The 15802-nt window shown below is 64.3% G+C and carries 17 protein-coding genes; 3 read left to right on the forward strand and 14 right to left on the reverse strand.

Annotated features, from left to right (window positions below; all coding sequences use genetic code 11):
- Positions 1-111: 111 nt before the first annotated feature.
- Positions 112-1002 (forward strand): NAD-dependent epimerase/dehydratase family protein, encoded by an 891-nt coding sequence (locus EJ067_RS33235; RefSeq protein WP_126089843.1) that lies wholly within the window; start codon positions 112-114, stop codon positions 1000-1002.
- Positions 1003-1203: 201 nt separating this feature from the next.
- On the opposite strand, the gene ntrC is transcribed toward EJ067_RS33235, so the two are convergent.
- Genes ntrC through dusB form a run of 3 tightly spaced genes read right to left on the reverse strand, consistent with a single transcriptional unit; the run spans position 1204 to position 4822 of the window.
- Positions 1204-2664 carry a nitrogen regulation protein NR(I) gene (gene ntrC, locus EJ067_RS33240; protein WP_126089284.1) on the reverse strand — a complete coding sequence of 487 codons (1461 nt, stop codon included), beginning with the start codon at positions 2662-2664 and terminating at the stop codon, positions 1204-1206.
- The gene (locus EJ067_RS33245) at positions 2661-3803 is read right to left on the reverse strand and encodes a nitrogen regulation protein NR(II) (RefSeq protein ID WP_126089285.1); all 1143 of its coding nucleotides are present in this window, start codon (positions 3801-3803) and stop codon (positions 2661-2663) included. The genes ntrC and EJ067_RS33245 overlap by 4 nt, the downstream gene beginning before the upstream one ends.
- Positions 3800-4822, reverse strand: a complete 1023-nt coding sequence (dusB, locus tag EJ067_RS33250) for a tRNA dihydrouridine synthase DusB (RefSeq protein WP_126089286.1) — start codon at positions 4820-4822, stop codon at positions 3800-3802. Before dusB ends, EJ067_RS33245 begins: the two co-directional genes overlap by 4 nt.
- A gap of 139 nt (positions 4823-4961) precedes the next feature.
- Between dusB and EJ067_RS33255 the strand changes: the two genes are divergently transcribed.
- Positions 4962-6191: a bifunctional 2-C-methyl-D-erythritol 4-phosphate cytidylyltransferase/2-C-methyl-D-erythritol 2,4-cyclodiphosphate synthase gene (locus EJ067_RS33255; protein WP_126089287.1), complete on the forward strand. Its 1230-nt coding sequence runs from the start codon at positions 4962-4964 to the stop codon at positions 6189-6191.
- A complete protein-coding gene (locus EJ067_RS33260; protein WP_126089288.1) occupies positions 6188-6694 on the forward strand; it encodes a CinA family protein in 507 nt (168 codons plus the stop codon). The genes EJ067_RS33255 and EJ067_RS33260 overlap by 4 nt, the downstream gene beginning before the upstream one ends.
- Here the strand turns inward: EJ067_RS33260 and EJ067_RS33265 are convergent.
- The 11 genes from EJ067_RS33265 to EJ067_RS33315 form a co-directional block, all read right to left on the reverse strand.
- Entirely contained in the window at positions 6673-7128 is a 456-nt protein-coding gene (locus EJ067_RS33265) for a type II toxin-antitoxin system RatA family toxin (RefSeq protein WP_126089289.1), read from the reverse strand. The two genes, EJ067_RS33260 and EJ067_RS33265, sit on opposite strands and share 22 nt — an antisense overlap.
- A gap of 8 nt (positions 7129-7136) precedes the next feature.
- Positions 7137-8102: a lipoyl synthase gene (gene lipA, locus EJ067_RS33270; RefSeq protein ID WP_126089844.1), complete on the reverse strand. Its 966-nt coding sequence runs from the start codon at positions 8100-8102 to the stop codon at positions 7137-7139.
- A 130-nt stretch (positions 8103-8232) separates the two neighbouring features.
- Positions 8233-8490 (reverse strand): GlsB/YeaQ/YmgE family stress response membrane protein, encoded by a 258-nt coding sequence (locus tag EJ067_RS33275; protein ID WP_126089290.1) that lies wholly within the window; start codon positions 8488-8490, stop codon positions 8233-8235.
- Between the two features lie 102 nt (positions 8491-8592).
- Positions 8593-10038 carry a dihydrolipoyl dehydrogenase gene (gene lpdA, locus EJ067_RS33280; protein WP_126089291.1) on the reverse strand — a complete coding sequence of 482 codons (1446 nt, stop codon included), beginning with the start codon at positions 10036-10038 and terminating at the stop codon, positions 8593-8595.
- Between the two features lie 27 nt (positions 10039-10065).
- Positions 10066-10704: an SGNH/GDSL hydrolase family protein gene (locus EJ067_RS33285; RefSeq protein ID WP_126089292.1), complete on the reverse strand. Its 639-nt coding sequence runs from the start codon at positions 10702-10704 to the stop codon at positions 10066-10068.
- On the reverse strand, positions 10701-11126 hold the full coding sequence (locus EJ067_RS33290; RefSeq protein WP_126089293.1) for a hypothetical protein: 426 nt from the start codon (positions 11124-11126) through the stop codon (positions 10701-10703). Before EJ067_RS33290 ends, EJ067_RS33285 begins: the two co-directional genes overlap by 4 nt.
- Positions 11127-11140: 14 nt before the next feature.
- Positions 11141-12526: a pyruvate dehydrogenase complex dihydrolipoamide acetyltransferase gene (locus tag EJ067_RS33295; protein ID WP_126089294.1), complete on the reverse strand. Its 1386-nt coding sequence runs from the start codon at positions 12524-12526 to the stop codon at positions 11141-11143.
- Positions 12527-12529: 3 nt separating this feature from the next.
- Positions 12530-12817 (reverse strand): hypothetical protein, encoded by a 288-nt coding sequence (locus tag EJ067_RS33300; RefSeq protein WP_126089295.1) that lies wholly within the window; start codon positions 12815-12817, stop codon positions 12530-12532.
- Between the two features lie 12 nt (positions 12818-12829).
- The gene (locus EJ067_RS33305) at positions 12830-14239 is read right to left on the reverse strand and encodes a pyruvate dehydrogenase complex E1 component subunit beta (RefSeq protein WP_126089296.1); all 1410 of its coding nucleotides are present in this window, start codon (positions 14237-14239) and stop codon (positions 12830-12832) included.
- 15 nt (positions 14240-14254) lie between these two features.
- A complete protein-coding gene (gene pdhA, locus EJ067_RS33310; RefSeq protein ID WP_126089297.1) occupies positions 14255-15301 on the reverse strand; it encodes a pyruvate dehydrogenase (acetyl-transferring) E1 component subunit alpha in 1047 nt (348 codons plus the stop codon).
- 175 nt (positions 15302-15476) lie between these two features.
- Complete coding sequence (locus EJ067_RS33315) at positions 15477-15800, reverse strand: septum formation initiator family protein (protein ID WP_126089298.1); 324 nt, start codon at positions 15798-15800, stop codon at positions 15477-15479.
- Positions 15801-15802 lie beyond the last annotated feature (2 nt).

A 15802-nucleotide genomic window follows, 5' to 3' on the forward strand; every position in this document is an offset into this window, starting at 1 on the left:
AAGCCTCAAAAATCGTGGCAGAACCTGCCCAACATTTGGCGGTTCCTGCGCGATTTTCAATGCCGAAGCCCTTTAGACCTGCGCCTCGTTTGCCAACGCAAAGAGGTTCCTATGGGTTACTATGTTGTTGTCGGAGCAGGCCCGGTCGGGCGCGAGACGGCTCGCCTGCTTGGGGAGCAAGGACATGACGTCGTCCTCACTAGCCGGAGCGTCGGCGACATCGATCTGCCCGGCGTGCGCGCGATGCAGGCGGACGCCACCGATGCCGCCGGACTTTCACGCATCAGCCGGGGCGCCGATGCCATCTTCATGTGTGCCATGGCGCCTTACGACCGGTGGCCGATCGACTTCTTCCCGATCGTCGACGGCACAGTGCGCGCGGCGGAAACCGTTGATGCGAAGATCATCCTGCTCGGAAACCTCTATGGCTATGGCGGAAACGCCGACGGCCCCCTCCGTCCAGACACGCCTCTCGACCCGACATCGAGGAAGGGCACTGTCCGGGCGACCATGTGGCAACGTGCGTTTCGCGCCAACGTGCCGGCCATCGAGGTGCGTTCCAGCGATTATCTGGGATATGGCGCGGTCACCTACTTCTCGCTTCTGGCGCTGCCGTCCATCGTCGAAGAAGTGCCTGTCGCTTTCCTGGGAGACCTCGACGCCGATCATGCTTGGGCTTTCATCAAGGACGTCGCCCGGACGCTCGTCGCGTCGGCTTCCTACACGGGCAAATGGGGGCGAGCCTTCCATGTCCCGTCGCAATACGCCTCGCCCCGCGACCTTGTCCGCAGGACCGCGGCGATGCTCGGAAGGGAGGTTGCGCCAATGCGCTGCTATTCCGTCGCCGAGATGGAAGCCCTGGGCCTGCATGAACTCGTGGAAATGCAATATCTGTTCGATCGCCGGCTGCTGGTCGATTCTTCCGACACCGAGCATCTCCTCGGCGTGAAGGCCACGAGCCTTGACGTCATGATCGCGGACACCGTCAGAGACTATCTCTGAGCCAGCTGGATGGAGCGGCAATGAAGCGTTCCGCCCGTCGACCGTCGGGCGGAACGCAAGAGGCGGGCCGGCCAATCGCCCCGGCCGGCATCGAAGGCCGAAAGCGCATCGCGATCTTTCAGGCCCGCTCCATGCGCTTTAGGCCTTTGATTTTGCGCATGTCTTGTCGCCGAACCGGTTCCCACTTTCAGAAGACACGCTTTAGATCTGTCTCGAGGCCTTGTAGACGTTGACGCCGAGCTCGCGGATCTTCTTGCGCAGCGTGTTGCGGTTCAGGCCCAGAAGCTCGGCCGCCTTGATCTGGTTGCCGCGCGTTGCCGTCATCGATGCCAGCACCAGCGGATATTCGACCTCCGCGAGGATGCGCTGGTAGAGTCCGGAGGGCGGCAGGTCGCCGGCAAAGGACGCGAAATAGCGCTGCAGGAAATGCTCGACCGCCTGGCCGATCGACAGATCGTCGGGCATCAGCGCGCCGCCATCCGGCACGACGGGCCTCTCGCCGGTCTTGAGCTCCGCCTCGATGATCTCGGCCGAAATCTCGTCCTGCGAATAGAGCGCGGCCAGCCTGCGCACCAGATTCTCCAGCTCGCGCACGTTGCCGGGCCAGGGATAGCGTTTCATCAGTTCGATGCCGCCCGCGGAAATTCGCTTGGTCTGCAGGCCTTCGCTGGCGCCCTGCTTGAAAAAGTGCCTGACCAGGTCCGGAACATCCTCGGAGCGCTCGCGCAGCGCCGGGAGCCTCAGCGGCACAACATTCAAGCGGTAGAACAGATCCTCGCGGAACAGACCCTGGTTGATCAGCGTCCGCAGATCCTTGTTGGTGGCGGCGACAATGCGCACGTCGGTCTTGATCGGCGTGCGGCCGCCGACGGTCGTGTATTCGCCCTGCTGCAGGACGCGCAGGAGGCGCGTCTGCGCCTCCATCGGCATGTCGCCGATCTCGTCGAGGAACAGCGTGCCGCCCTCGGCCTGCTCGAAGCGGCCGGTGGAGCGGTTCTGGGCACCGGTGAAAGCGCCCTTCTCGTGGCCGAAAAGCTCCGATTCGATCAGGTCGCGCGGGATCGCCGCCATGTTGATAGCCACGAACGGCCCGCCGCGGCGGCGGCCGTATTCGTGCAAGGCGCGCGCCACCAGTTCCTTGCCGGTGCCGGATTCGCCGCTGATCATCACCGTGAGGTCGGTTTGCATCATGCGCGCCAGCATGCGGTAGATGTCCTGCATGGCGGCCGACCGGCCGACCAGCGGCATCGTTTCCGGCTGCTCGTCGGCGCGCGAATCGAGCTTCGGCCGCTTCGGCTCGGCCAGTGCCCGGTTGACGATGTTGAGCAGCTCGGTGAGGTCGAACGGCTTCGGCAGATATTCGTAGGCGCCGGTCTCGGACGCGCGGATCGCGGTCATGAAGGTGTTCTGCGCACTCATGACGATGACCGGCAGTTCCGGCCGCGCCTTCTTGATGCGCGGCAGCATGTCGAAAGCGTTCTCGTCCGGCATCACCACGTCGGTGATGACGAGATCGCCCTCGCCCGCCGCCACCCAGCGCCACAGCGTCGAGGCGTTCGACGTCACGCGCACTTCATGGCCGACGCGCGACAGCGCCTGGTTCAGCACGGTACGGATGGCCGCATCGTCGTCGGCGACGAGAATATTGCCGCGAACGGTCATTTGCGGTCTCCTTCAGCTTCTTCGCCGACGCCGGGCGAAGTCTCCTTCCATGCCGGCATCAGGACGCGGAACGTGGTTCCGCGCGGCGTCGAGTCGCATTCGATGATGCCGCCGTGCTCGCCGACGATCTTCGCGACCAGCGCCAGCCCAAGGCCCGAACCGTTCGGCTTGGTGGTGATGAATGGATCGAACAGGATCGGCAGGATGTCCTCGGAAACGCCGGGGCCGTTGTCATGCACGCAGAATTCGAGCGGCAGCGAGACGCGATCCTGCGTTCCCGGCACGGAAACGCGGATGCCCGGCCGGAACGCCGTCGACAGCACGACCTCGCCCTGCGGGTCGGCGCCGATCGCCTCGGCGGCGTTCTTGACCAGATTGAGGAATACCTGGATTAGCTGGTCGCGGTTGGCAAAGACCGGAGGAAGCGATGGATCATACTCCTCCAAGATCTTGATTTTTTTCGCAAAGCCATTCTTCGCGATCGCCTTCACATGGTCGAGCACGACGTGGATGTTGACGGGAAAGCGCTCGATCGGCCGTTCGTCGGAAAACACTTCCATGCGGTCGACCAGCGAGACGATGCGGTCGGTCTCGTCGGTGATCAGGCGGGTGAGCGCGCGGTCCTCGTCGGAGGCCGAAAGTTCGAGCAGTTGCGCGGCGCCGCGAATGCCGGAAAGCGGGTTCTTGATTTCGTGCGCCAGCATGGCGGCGAGGCCGGTGACCGAGCGAGCGGCGCCGCGATGCGTCATCTGGCGGTCGATCTTGTCGGCCATCGACCGTTCCTGGAACATCACCACGACCGAGCCCGGAAACTCGGGCACTGGCGCGACATATAGGTCGACCATCTTCTCGATGCCGAGGCGCGGCGAGGAGATATCGACGCGGTATTCGTTGACCGGCGCGCGGCGTTCGCGCACCTGATCGACCAGCGTCAGCAGCGGGCTGCCGAACGGCACCAGCTTGGAAAGCGTGTTGCGGGCCAGCATGGTCGCGCTGGAGCGGAAGAAATCCTCGGCGTCCGCATTGGCGAAGGTGATGAAGCCGTCAGGGTCGACCATGATCACCGGGCGGCGGATGGTGTTCAGCACGATGTTGGCAGCATCCGCCATGTCGGCTGCCTGGGGGACGCTCGCCGTCATGCCGCGCTCCGCAATTCAGGCGCGCTTTCTGTGAACGCTTGGCGCAGCCCGGTGATGACTTCAGCCGGCTCGAACGAGGTGAGGATGTGCTTGCGCTGCTCCGCCGACGCCGCGGCACCGTGCCGGTCGAGATACCAGCCGAGATGCTTGCGCGCCTGGCGCAGTCCGCTTTCGACGCCGTAGAGCGAGAGCATGTCCTCGTAATGGGAAACGACGTAGTCGGCGAGAGCTTGCGGCGTTTGGGGAATGTCGTGCGCCGATGCACCGGCGGCCACCGCCGCGATGCTGCCGGCAATCCACGGCGCGCCGTAGTGGGCACGGCCGATCATCACTGCGTCGGCGCCCGACTGATCGAGGATAGTCGCCGCTTCTTCCGGCGAGCCGACGTCGCCATTGGCCACCACCGGGATCGAGACCGCCTGCTTGACGCGCGCAATGGCGCGCCAGTCGGCCTTGCCCTGGTAGAACTGGCAGCGCGTACGGCCATGCACGGTCACCATCGTCACGCCGGCCTGCTCGGCGCGGCGCGCCAGCATCGGGGCGTTGAGCGCGCTTTCGTCCCAGCCGAGCCGCATTTTTACCGTCACCGGCACCGCGACCGCACCGACGACGGCTTCGATCAACGACAGCGCGTGATCGAGATCGCGCATCAGCGCCGAGCCGGCATAGCCGCCCGTCACCTTCTTGGCCGGACAGCCCATGTTGATGTCGATGACGTCAGCGCCCTCGCCGGCCGCGATTCGTGCGCCTTCGGCCATGTGCGCGGCCTCGCGGCCGGCAAGCTGCACCATATGGACAGGCAGGCCCGAATGGCGGATACGCAGGTCGCAGCCCGCCCTGCCCCTGGCCAGTTCGCCGCTCGCCACCATTTCCGACACGACCAGCCCGGCGCCATGCGCATGGGCGCGTTGCCGGAACGGCTCGTCGGTGATGCCCGACATCGGCGCAAGGAAGACGCGATTGCGAATCCTCACGCCGCCGACATCGAGCGGCGAAGCCAATGTGGTCAATTCAGGCATGCACAAAAACCAAGCATGTTCGATTGCTGCACATTCTCTAGCCAGATACAAGCCGTTGTGCAACGCGCAATGACGTCACATTAAGGCGCATTTTGGAAAATGCTGGCCTTCCCTTCGTGCCGCGACTAAGCCTCTCGCCATGACTGACGCAAGTGAAAATCGGGCTTCGGACGCGGGCGGCAAGGTCGGCGTGGTCATCGTCGCCGCCGGGCGCGGCGCGCGTGCCGGGCAAGCGGACGGGCCGAAGCAATATCAGCGCATCGGCGACCGCGCGGTGATCGCGCATACGCTGGAAAAGTTCCTCTCGCACCCGAGTGTCGGACCGGTGATCGTGGCGATTCACGCCGACGACCGCGAACTTTTCGACCGTGCAGCCGGAGCCGATGCCGAGCGCGTCCGTGCCGTCACCGGCGGCCTGTCCCGTCAGGCTTCCGTCCGGCTAGGACTTCTGGCGCTCAGGGAGCAGGCGCCGGCAAAAGTGCTTGTGCACGACGCGGTGCGCCCGTTCGTCGATGCAGGGCTTATCGACCGCACCATCGAGGCCATCGGCGAGCGCCAGGGCGCGCTGCCGGCGCTTCCCGTCGCCGACACGCTCAAACGGGAATCCGCGACGGGCATGATCGAGGCGACGGTGTCGCGGACAGGCCTGCACGCGGCGCAGACGCCGCAAGGCTTTCCGTTCTGGCCGCTGCTTGCCGCGCATGAAAAGGCGCATCTCCTCGGCAAGACCGATTTCACCGACGATGCAGCCATTGCCGAATGGGCGCATATTCCGGTCAAGATCGTCACCGGCTCGCCGGACAACGTCAAACTCACCTGGGCAAGGGATATCGCGATGGCCGACCAGCGGCTTTCCAGCGCGCTGCCGCGCTTTCCGGACATCCGCACCGGCAATGGCTATGATGTGCACGCTTTCGAGCCTGGCGACCACGTCACGCTGTGCGGCGTCGCCATCCCGTATGACCGAAAACTTTCCGGTCATTCGGACGCCGATGTCGGGCTCCATGCCCTTACCGACGCGCTGCTCGCCACCTGCGGCGCGGGCGACATCGGCACGCATTTCCCGCCATCGGACCCGCAGTGGAAGGGTGTGGCCTCGAAGATATTCGTCGAGCACGCCGCGAAACTGGTGCGCGAGCGCGGCGGCCGCATCGCCAATGCCGACATCACGCTGATCTGCGAGGCGCCGCGCGTCGGGCCGCATCGCGCGGCGATGACGGCAGCGCTGGCTGCGATGCTCGGCATTGCGCCGGAGCGCATTTCGATCAAGGCGACGACCAATGAGAAGCTCGGCTTCGTCGGGCGCGGCGAAGGCATAGCGGCGATCGCCACCGCCAGCGTCGCCTATCCGGGAGACGTGCCTGCATGAGCAACGCCGAACTCGCCATCGCCCTGCTCCAGGCCTGCCAGCAACGCGGCGTCATGCTCGCCACCGCGGAAAGCTGCACCGGCGGCATGATCATTGCGGCGCTCACCGACATTGCCGGCTCTTCCGCCGTCGTCGACCGCGGCTTCATCACCTATTCCAACGAAGCCAAGATGGAGATGCTCGGGGTCTCCGCCGCGACGCTGGAGGCGCATGGCGCCGTCTCGCGCGAGACGGTGCTCGAAATGGCGGCCGGCGCGCTGGCGCATTCTCGCGCGAGCCTATCCCTTGCCGTCACCGGCATTGCCGGCCCGAGCGGCGGCTCGCCGGAAAAGCCGGTCGGGCTCGTCTGGTTCGGGATAGCGCTTGCCGGCCAGCCTGTCGTCGCGGAGCGCCAGCTTTTCGGTCATAAGGGTCGTGAATTCATCCGCCACGAGACGGTTAGGCATGCATTGCAGCTAGCGCTGCGCACTCTTGGGGAAAGTCAGGCCGGCTTTGCGCCGTAGATCACGTCGGCGCGCTTCTCGAAGGCCTCCGAGAACATGCGGAAGGCGCGGTCGAACATCGTGCCCATCAGCACGCCGAGGATGCGGCTTTTGAACTCGTAGTCGATGAAGAAGTGGACCTCGCAGCCGCCTTCGGCCGGGTCGAAGCGCCAGATATTGCTCAGATATTTGAACGGGCCGTCGATGTATTTGACGTCGATGGCGTTCTCGTCGGGCTTCAAGAGCACCTGGGTGGTAAAAGTCTCGCGGATTGCCTTGTAGCCGATGCTCATGTCGGCGACCAGGATGGTGCGGCCGTCGCGCTCCTTGCGCGAGCGCACCGTCAGCGCCTCGCAAAGCGGCAGGAATTGCGGATAGGCCTCGATGTCAGCCACCAGCGCGAACATCTTCTCCGGCGGATGAGCGACGCGGCGGGTGGCTTCGAATTTCGGCATTTAGGCGGTCAGCTGGCTTTCTTGAGCTGCGCCTCGCGCGCCGCGCGCAGCCTGGCGAAATCCTCGCCCGCATGATGCGAGGAGCGGGTCAGCGGGCTCGACGCCACCAGCAGGAAGCCCTTGGTCTTGCCGATCGTCTCATAGGACTTGAACTCGTCCGGCGTGATGAAGCGGATCACCGGATGGTGCTTCTTCGAAGGCTGCAGATACTGGCCGATGGTCATGAAGTCGACATTGGCCGAACGCAGGTCGTCCATGAGCTGGAGCACCTCGTTCCGTTCCTCGCCGAGCCCGACCATGATGCCGGACTTGGTGAAGATCGACGGATCGAGTTCTTTCACGCGCTGCAGCAGCCGGATCGAATGGAAATAGCGAGCGCCCGGCCGGACCGTCAGATAGTTCGACGGCACGGTTTCCAGGTTGTGGTTGAAGACGTCGGGCTTGGCCGCCACGACGATCTCCAGCGCGCCGTCCTTGCGCAGGAAATCGGGCGTCAGGATCTCGATCGTCGTCGAAGGCGCGGCCTCGCGAATGGCATGGATGACGTCGGCGAAATGCTGCGCGCCGCCATCGGCGAGGTCGTCGCGGTCGACCGAGGTGATGACGACATGGCTGAGACCCATCTGCCTGACGGCATGGGCGACACGCGCCGGCTCGTCGTGATCGAGCGCGGTCGGGATGCCGGTTGCGACATTGCAGAAGGCACAGGCGCGCGTGCAGATCTCGCCCATGATCATGAAGGTGGCGTGCTTCTTGTCCCAGCACTCACCGATGTTGGGGCAGCCGGCCTCCTCGCATACCGTCACCAGCTTGTGCGACTTGACGATCTCGCGCGTCTCGGCATAGCCCTTCGAAACCGGCGCCTTGACGCGGATCCAGTCCGGCTTGCGCAGCACTTCCTGATCCGGCCTGTGCGCCTTCTCGGGATGCCGCGGACGCGGCGCGTTGGCGGTAGTGTCGAGAACAGTGACCATTTCAAACCCTTCGCGGCCGCCGGCGTCGCGGCCGCCTGTCTGCGTCATCTAGGACTTTTCGGAGCAAAGAAAAAGGCCGCGCCGGCGCATGCCGCCACGGCCATTTTCGCATAATGATGCTCGCTGGGGCTCAGCGTCGTACCAGCCGGCCGACAAAGATCAGCAGGCAGGCGCCGATGAAACCGGTGATCAGGTAAGCGAACCAGCCGACGCCGAAGGCCTCGATGTCGAGGGCGCGCAGGATTGCGTTCAGCACTACCGCGCCGGCGATGCCCAGGATGATGTTCATGAAGATACCGGTGTTGCTCTTCATGACCATCTCGGCAAGCCATCCGGCCAAGCCGCCGATGATAATGGCTGCAATCCAGCCCACGCCATTCACGTCCATATGCCAATTCCTCCTCGATAAGGTGAAAATGCATCCGGATACGAACCGCCTTGACCTCGGAGTCTTCCGGCTGCCGCGTCTGAGTCTCGCCCGCCCAATCTATCATGCGTTCAAAGCGCGGCCATAGGCGTCGAGCACGCTTTCCTTCATCATCTCCGACAGCGTCGGATGCGGGAAGATGGTGTGCATCAGCTCTTCTTCGGTGGTTTCCAGGTTCATCGCGACCACGAAGCCCTGGATGAGCTCGGTCACCTCGGCGCCGATCATATGCGCGCCGAGAAGCTGGCCCGTCTTCTTGTCGAAGATGGTCTTGATGAAGCCCTGGTCCTCGCCGAGCGCGATGGCCTTGCCGTTGGCGCCGAACTGGAAACGGCCGACGCGGATGTCCTTGCCCTCGGCCTTGGCCCTGGCTTCGGTGAGGCCGACCGAGGCGACCTGCGGGCTGCAATAAGTGCAGCCGGGGATCTTCAGCTTGTCGGTGGCGTGCACGCCCGGGAAATTGGCGATCTTCTCGATGCAGACGACGCCCTCGTGCTCGGCCTTGTGGGCGAGCATCGGCGGCCCGGCCACGTCGCCGATGGCGTAGATGCCGGGCACATTCGTCTTGCCGTAGCCGTCGACGACGACGCAGCCGCGATCCGTCTTCACGCCGAGCGCCTCGAGGCCGAGGCCCTCGATGTTGCCCTGCACGCCGACGGCCGAGATCATGCGGTCGGCGGTGATCTTCTCGACCTTGCCGTCCTTCATCTCGACATGCGCCGTGACCGAGTTGGCGCCTTTCTCGACCTTCGTCACCTTGGCCTCGAGCAGGATCTTCATTCCCTGCTTCTCGAACTGTTTTTGCGCGAATTTCGAGACCTCGGCGTCCTCGACCGGCATCACCGCCGGCAGCAGCTCGACCACCGTCACGTCGGCGCCCATGGTGCGGTAGAAGGAGGCGAATTCGATGCCGATGGCGCCGGAGCCCATCACCAGCAGCGACTTCGGCATCTCCTTCGGCACCATCGCCTCGAAATAGGTCCAGATCAGCTTGCCGTCCGGCTCGATGCCGGGCAGCGCCCGCGGCCTGGCGCCGGTCGCAAGGATGATGTGCTTGGCCGTATAGGTACCCTCGCCCTTGACGCCCTTCGGCACGGGCGGCTGCGGCTCCATCGGCTTCTTGGCGGTCTTGGAGACGATGATCTCACCGGGCTTGGTTAGCTTGGCCTCGCCCCAGATGACGTCGACCTTGTTCTTCTTCATCAGGAAGGCGACGCCGCCGTTCAGCCTGAGCGAAACCTTGCGCGAGCGGTCGACAACCGCCGCCGTGTCGGGGCTGACCTTGCCGTCGAGCTTCAGGCCGTAATCCTTGAGGTGGTCCGAATAATGCATGATCTCGGCCGAGCGCAGCAGCGCCTTGGTCGGGATGCAGCCCCAGTTCAGACAGATGCCGCCGAGATGCTCGCGCTCGACGATCGCCGTCTTGAAGCCGAGCTGAGCGGAACGCACCGCGGTCACATAGCCGCCGGGGCCGGAGCCGATGATGATGACGTCGTAGGATTCAGCCACGGGTTTTCTCCCTGATCTTTCTGAGGGTTAGAGTGAAAGCATCACACGCACGAGCGGGGCCAGCGCCTGGCCGATGCGCCGCGTGTTTTCCGCATCGAGATGGACGCCGTCGAGCGGCGTGGTCGTCGCCACGGAGCCGGCATCGAAGAAGCCGCAGCCGGCCTCGTCGGCGAGCGCGGAATATTGCGGCGCCAGACGCTTGGAGGCATCGTCGCCGCCGGCGAACATCTCCTTGAATTCGGCATTGTCGGTGCGCGTCACGGCGGGTGGCGCGACGACGAGAATCTGCGGCGCCGGCCAGCCGAACGGATAATCGTGACCGCGCACGATGTCGATCAGGCGCTGGACGCCCTGCTTGGCGGCGACCGGATTGCCGTGGATCCACGGCTTCATGTCGTTGGCGCCGAGCATGAAAATGACCAGGTCGAGCGGCGCGTGCGTCGTGAGGATCGTCGGCAGCGTTCTCGCGCCGTTGCGGTCGGCACCGGCCAGGTAATCATCGAAGGCGGTGGTGCGGCCGTTCAGGCCCTCGGCGACGACCTCGATGCCGTCGCCCAGCGCCTCTTCGAGCACGCTCGGCCAGCGGTCCTCGATCGCATGGCGGCCGAGGCCGGCGGCGTCGTAGCCCCAGGTCAGCGAGTCGCCATAGCAGAGGATTGTCTTCATGTGCTTGCCCCACCCCTGCCGAACCCCGCCGACGAGCGCTTCAGTCGCCAGCGCACGAACCGCCATTGCACGATGATCGCCACGACGCCGGGCAGGATCAGCCCGGCAACGATCGAAAGGTCGCTGGCGGTCGCCCGGTTCTCGGCCGGCACCGATAACGTCCAGCCGGCGAGCGCGATCAGCAGGATCCCGAAGATCGCAAGCAGCCACCACAGCATGCGGTCGACCGCCCGCACCGGCTCGGCCCGGAACTGGACCAGAAAGAAGGCGATCGTCACCACGATGATGATCATCACCGTCGCCGCGAAGACCAGTATGTATTCCTCGGTCGCGCCGGTGAGCACGGCCAGCTCTTGAACAACCAGCGCGCCGGCCAGACCGGAAAGGATGAAGGCGAAAAGGCTGGTGAAGAATTTCCGCACCGCCTTTTTCCTTCCTACACCAGCATGCCCATCGGATTTTCGATGATGCGCTTGAAGGCGCCGAGCAGCTCCGCGCCAAGCGCGCCATCGACGGCGCGGTGGTCGGTGGACAGCGTCACCGACATCACAGTGGCTATTTTGATCTCGCCTTTCTTCACCACCGCGCGTTCTTCACCCGCGCCGACCGCAAGGATCGTCGCGTGCGGCGGGTTGATGACGGCGGCGAAGTCCTTGACGCCGAACATGCCGAGATTGGAGACGGCTGTCGTGCCGCCTTGATATTCCTCGGGCTTCAACTTGCGGCTGCGGGCGCGGCTGGCGAGGTCCTTCATCTCGTTGGAGATGGTGGACAACGTCTTTTCGTCGGCGCGGCGGATGATGGGCGTGATCAGGCCGCCGGGGATCGAGACGGCAACGCCGACATCGGCATGCTTGTGCTTGACCATGGCATTGTCGGTCCAGGAGGCGTTGGCGTCCGGCACCGCCATCAGCGCCATGGCCATCGCCTTGATCACCATGTCGTTGACCGAGAGCTTGTAGCCGGGAACCTCGCCCTTCTCGGACTTCTTCATCGGCGCGGCGGCGTTGAGCTGCGTGCGCAGCGCCAAGAGCGCGTCGAGCTCGCAGTCGAGCGTCAGGTAGAAATGCGGAATGGTGCTCTTGGCCTCGACCAGGCGGCGCGCGATGGTCTTGCGCATATTGTCGTGCGGGACGAGATCGTAGGAGCCTTCGGCGAACAGCTTCAGCACCTGATCGTCCGACATCGGCTTCGGCGCAGGCCCCGGAGCGGCCGGCGCGCCCGCGGGAGCCTTGGCGGCAGGCGCCGCCTTGGCGCCGCCGGAAGCGATCGCCGCCTCGACGTCTACCTTCACCACGCGGCCATGCGGGCCGGAGCCGGTCAGCGCCGCCACGTCGACGCCGGCATCCTTGGCGATGCGGCGGGCGAGCGGCGAGGCGAACACGCGCTCGCCGCCGGCGTGGCCGTTGGCGACCGGAGCGGGCTCGGCCTTCGCCGGCGCAGGCGCTGCGGCTGCCGGCTTCGGCGCTTCCTTGGGCGCGTCGGCCTTCGGCGCATCGGCTTTCGGAGCTTTCGCCTTGGGGGCCTCAGCCTTGGGCGCGGCGCCGCCATCGCTCTTCGCGGCAGCGCCGGCATCCTCGCCTTCGCCGGCCAGGATGGCGATCACCGCATTGACCTTGACGCCTTCGGTGCCGGCCGGAACGACCAGCTTGGCGACCGTGCCTTCATCGACGGCTTCGACTTCCATCGTCGCCTTGTCGGTCTCGATCTCGGCGATCACGTCGCCGGGCGAAACCTTGTCGCCTTCCTTGACCAGCCACTTCGCGAGATTGCCTTCTTCCATCGTTGGCGAGAGCGCCGGCATAGTGATGTTAATGGGCATCGCTCACTCCTGAATGAATTTGAACAGGCCGCGCATGACGGTCAGCGTGGCGACGATGAACACTGGTGGCAAGACTCCGAAATGAAAGCTGCTTTTGCTCATTTCGAGGCTCATCATGCCACCGGTTTGATCAACCTGTGCGGAACCAGTTGCGACAATTGCCAGGACAAGCGAGGCGACACCGCTGAGCATCAGCAAGACCGCGTCGAACTTTCCTGTCATCGAGCGCACAAAAAAGGCCACGGCAATGGTGGGGACAATGACGGCGGCCAGGACCCAGAGAGACGGCATCCGCGTTGTTTCCTAGCGATAGGTAACAGCTTTGACCGCCTCGACGACCTCGCCGACATTGGGCAATGCCAGCTTCTCGAGATTCGCCGCGTAAGGCATCGGCACGTCCTTGCCGGCGATGGTGATGACCGGCGCATCGAGGAAGTCGAAGGCGCGCTGCGACACCTGGCTGGCGATGTGGTCGCCGACCGAGCTCTGCGGGAAGCCTTCTTCCACCACCACGAGGCGGTTGGTCTTCTTTACCGAGGCGATGACCGTGTCGAAGTCGAGCGGACGGATGGTTCTCAAGTCGATGATCTCGGCATCGATGCCCATGCCGCGCAGTTCGGCTTCCGCCTTGATGGCATAGGTCATGCCGATGCCGAAGGAGACGATGGTGACGTCCTTGCCCTGCTTGTGGATGCGCGCCTTGCCGATCGGCAGCACGAAATCGTCGAGCTTCGGCACGTCGAAGGAGTGGCCGTAGAGGATTTCGTTCTCGAGAAAGATGACCGGGTTCGGGTCGCGGATCGCCGCCTTGAGCAGGCCCTTGGCGTCGGCCGCCGTATACGGCATCACCACTTTCAGGCCCGGGATATGGCTGTACCAGGCGGCATAGCACTGCGAGTGCTGCGCGGCGACACGGGCGGCTGCGCCGTTCGGCCCACGGAAGACGATCGGCGCGCCCATCTGGCCGCCGGACATATAGAGCGTCTTGGCGGCCGAGTTGATGATCTGGTCGATCGCCTGCATGGCGAAGTTGAAGGTCATGAACTCGACGATCGGCTTCAGCCCGGCCATGGCCGCGCCGACGCCGACGCCGGCAAAGCCATGCTCGGTGATCGGCGTGTCGACGACGCGGCGCGGGCCGAATTCCTGCAGCAGCCCTTGCGTGATCTTGTAGGCGCCCTGGTACTCAGCAACCTCCTCGCCCATGACGAAGACGTCGCCGTCGCGGCGCATTTCTTCAGCCATCGCATCGCGAAGCGCCTCGCGCACGGTGGTCGAAACCATCTCGGTGCCGGCGGGAATGTCAGGATCGGCCGCGACTTCCGCTTTCGGTGCGGTCGCGACAGGTGCCGCAGCTTCGTTCTTGGCCGCACCCGGCGCCGGCGCTGCCGCGGCTGTTTCAGGCTTGGCTGTTTCAGGTTTGGCAGGCTCTTCTTCGCCGATGCCTTCGCCGGCCTTGTCGACGTCTTCGCCGTCCACCGCAAGCACGGCTATCACCGCGTTGACCTTGACGCCCTCGGTACCGGCGGGAACCACGATCTTGGCGAGCGTGCCTTCGTCGACGGCCTCGACTTCCATCGTCGCCTTGTCGGTTTCGATCTCGGCGATGACGTCGCCGGCGACAACCTTGTCGCCTTCGCTCTTAAGCCATTTGGAAAGATTGCCCTCTTCCATCGTCGGGGAAAGCGCGGGCATGAGAATCTCGATCGGCATGTCCTTGCCCTCCCTTTAAAGTACGATGTCGGTCCAGAGCTCGGACGGATCCGGCTCGGCGTCGTTCTGGGCGAATTCAGCGGCATCGGCGACGACGTCGCGAACCTCCTTGTCGATTGCTTTGAGCTCGTCCTCGCTCGCCCACTTCTTGTCCATCAGCCGCGCCCGGACCTGCTCGATCGGGTCGTGCTCGGAGCGCATCTTCTGCACTTCCTCCTTGGAGCGGTATTTCGCCGGATCGGACATCGAGTGGCCGCGATAGCGATAGGTCTGCATCTCGAGGATCAGCGGGCCGTTGCCGGCGCGGCACCATTCGGCAGCGACCTCGCCGGCAGCCTTGACCGCGCGCACATCCATGCCGTCGACCTGAATGCCGGGGATCTTGAAGGAAGCGCCGCGGTTGGAGAAGTCGGTCTCGGCGGACGAGCGCGACACCGACGTCCCCATGGCGTAGCGGTTGTTCTCGATGATGTAGATCACCGGCAGCTTCCAGAGCGAAGCCATGTTGAAGCTCTCGTAGACCTGGCCCTGATTGGCGGCGCCGTCGCCGAAATAGGTCAGCGAGACATTCTTGTTGTCACGATAGCGGTTGGCGAAGGCGAGACCGGTGCCGAGCGACACCTGCGCGCCGACGATGCCGTGGCCGCCATAGAAATGCTTCTCCTTGGAGAACATGTGCATGGAGCCGCCCTTGCCTTTCGACAGGCCACCGCGACGCCCTGTGAGCTCGGCCATGACGCCGCGCGGCGACAGCTCCATCGCCAGCATATGGCCGTGGTCGCGATAGGCGGTGATCATCTGGTCGCCCTCGATCAGCGCCATCTTCATGCCGGTGACGACGGCCTCCTGGCCGATATAGAGGTGGCAGAAGCCGCCGATGAAGCCCATGCCGTAGAGCTGGCCGGCCTTCTCCTCGAAGCGGCGGATGAGCAGCATGTGCCGGTAGGCGGCTAGCTCTTCGTCCTTGGTGAATTCGGCTGGCTTGGGGGTGGAAAGGCTCGACGATTTGCCGTCAGATCTGGATTTGGACTTGGCAGGCGCTTTTCTGGCGGCGGTGGCCATGCATCACTCCCTGTTGGCGTCTCTTCGCGGACATTCAGGGAGAGCGAGCGTCTCCCAAACGATTTGAGAGAGGCTAACACGCAAGGATGCATTGCGCCATGCTGAAAAATGCATGGCTGGCATGCATCTAAGCGGTTAGAATCATTGCGAATAAGTGAGATTAACCAAAATGCGGTTATTTCGTAGGGGCGGGCAGCATTATGGTGATTTCGTCCGGCTGGGACAGATTGAGCGCCTTTCGGGCCTGCTCGTCAAGCATATCCTTCTCCAGCGTGCCTTCATGCATGAGCTGGACACGGCGTTCGAAGTCGACCCGGCGCGCCTTGACGGCGTCGAACTGGGCCTGCAGTTCGGCCGCCTGGGCCTGCAGCCGATACTTGGAGTAGATTCCGAACTCGCCGTGATAGGCATGGAAGCCGAAATAGGCGAGAAACAGCACGCAGAGCGACGGAATGATCAGCCTGCCGGTGTTTCTCTGCTTGTGCTGACGTGTCCACATGA

The sequence above is a fragment of the Mesorhizobium sp. M1D.F.Ca.ET.043.01.1.1 genome, from assembly GCF_003952385.1.
In the GTDB taxonomy this organism is placed as follows: Bacteria; Pseudomonadota; Alphaproteobacteria; order Rhizobiales; family Rhizobiaceae; genus Mesorhizobium.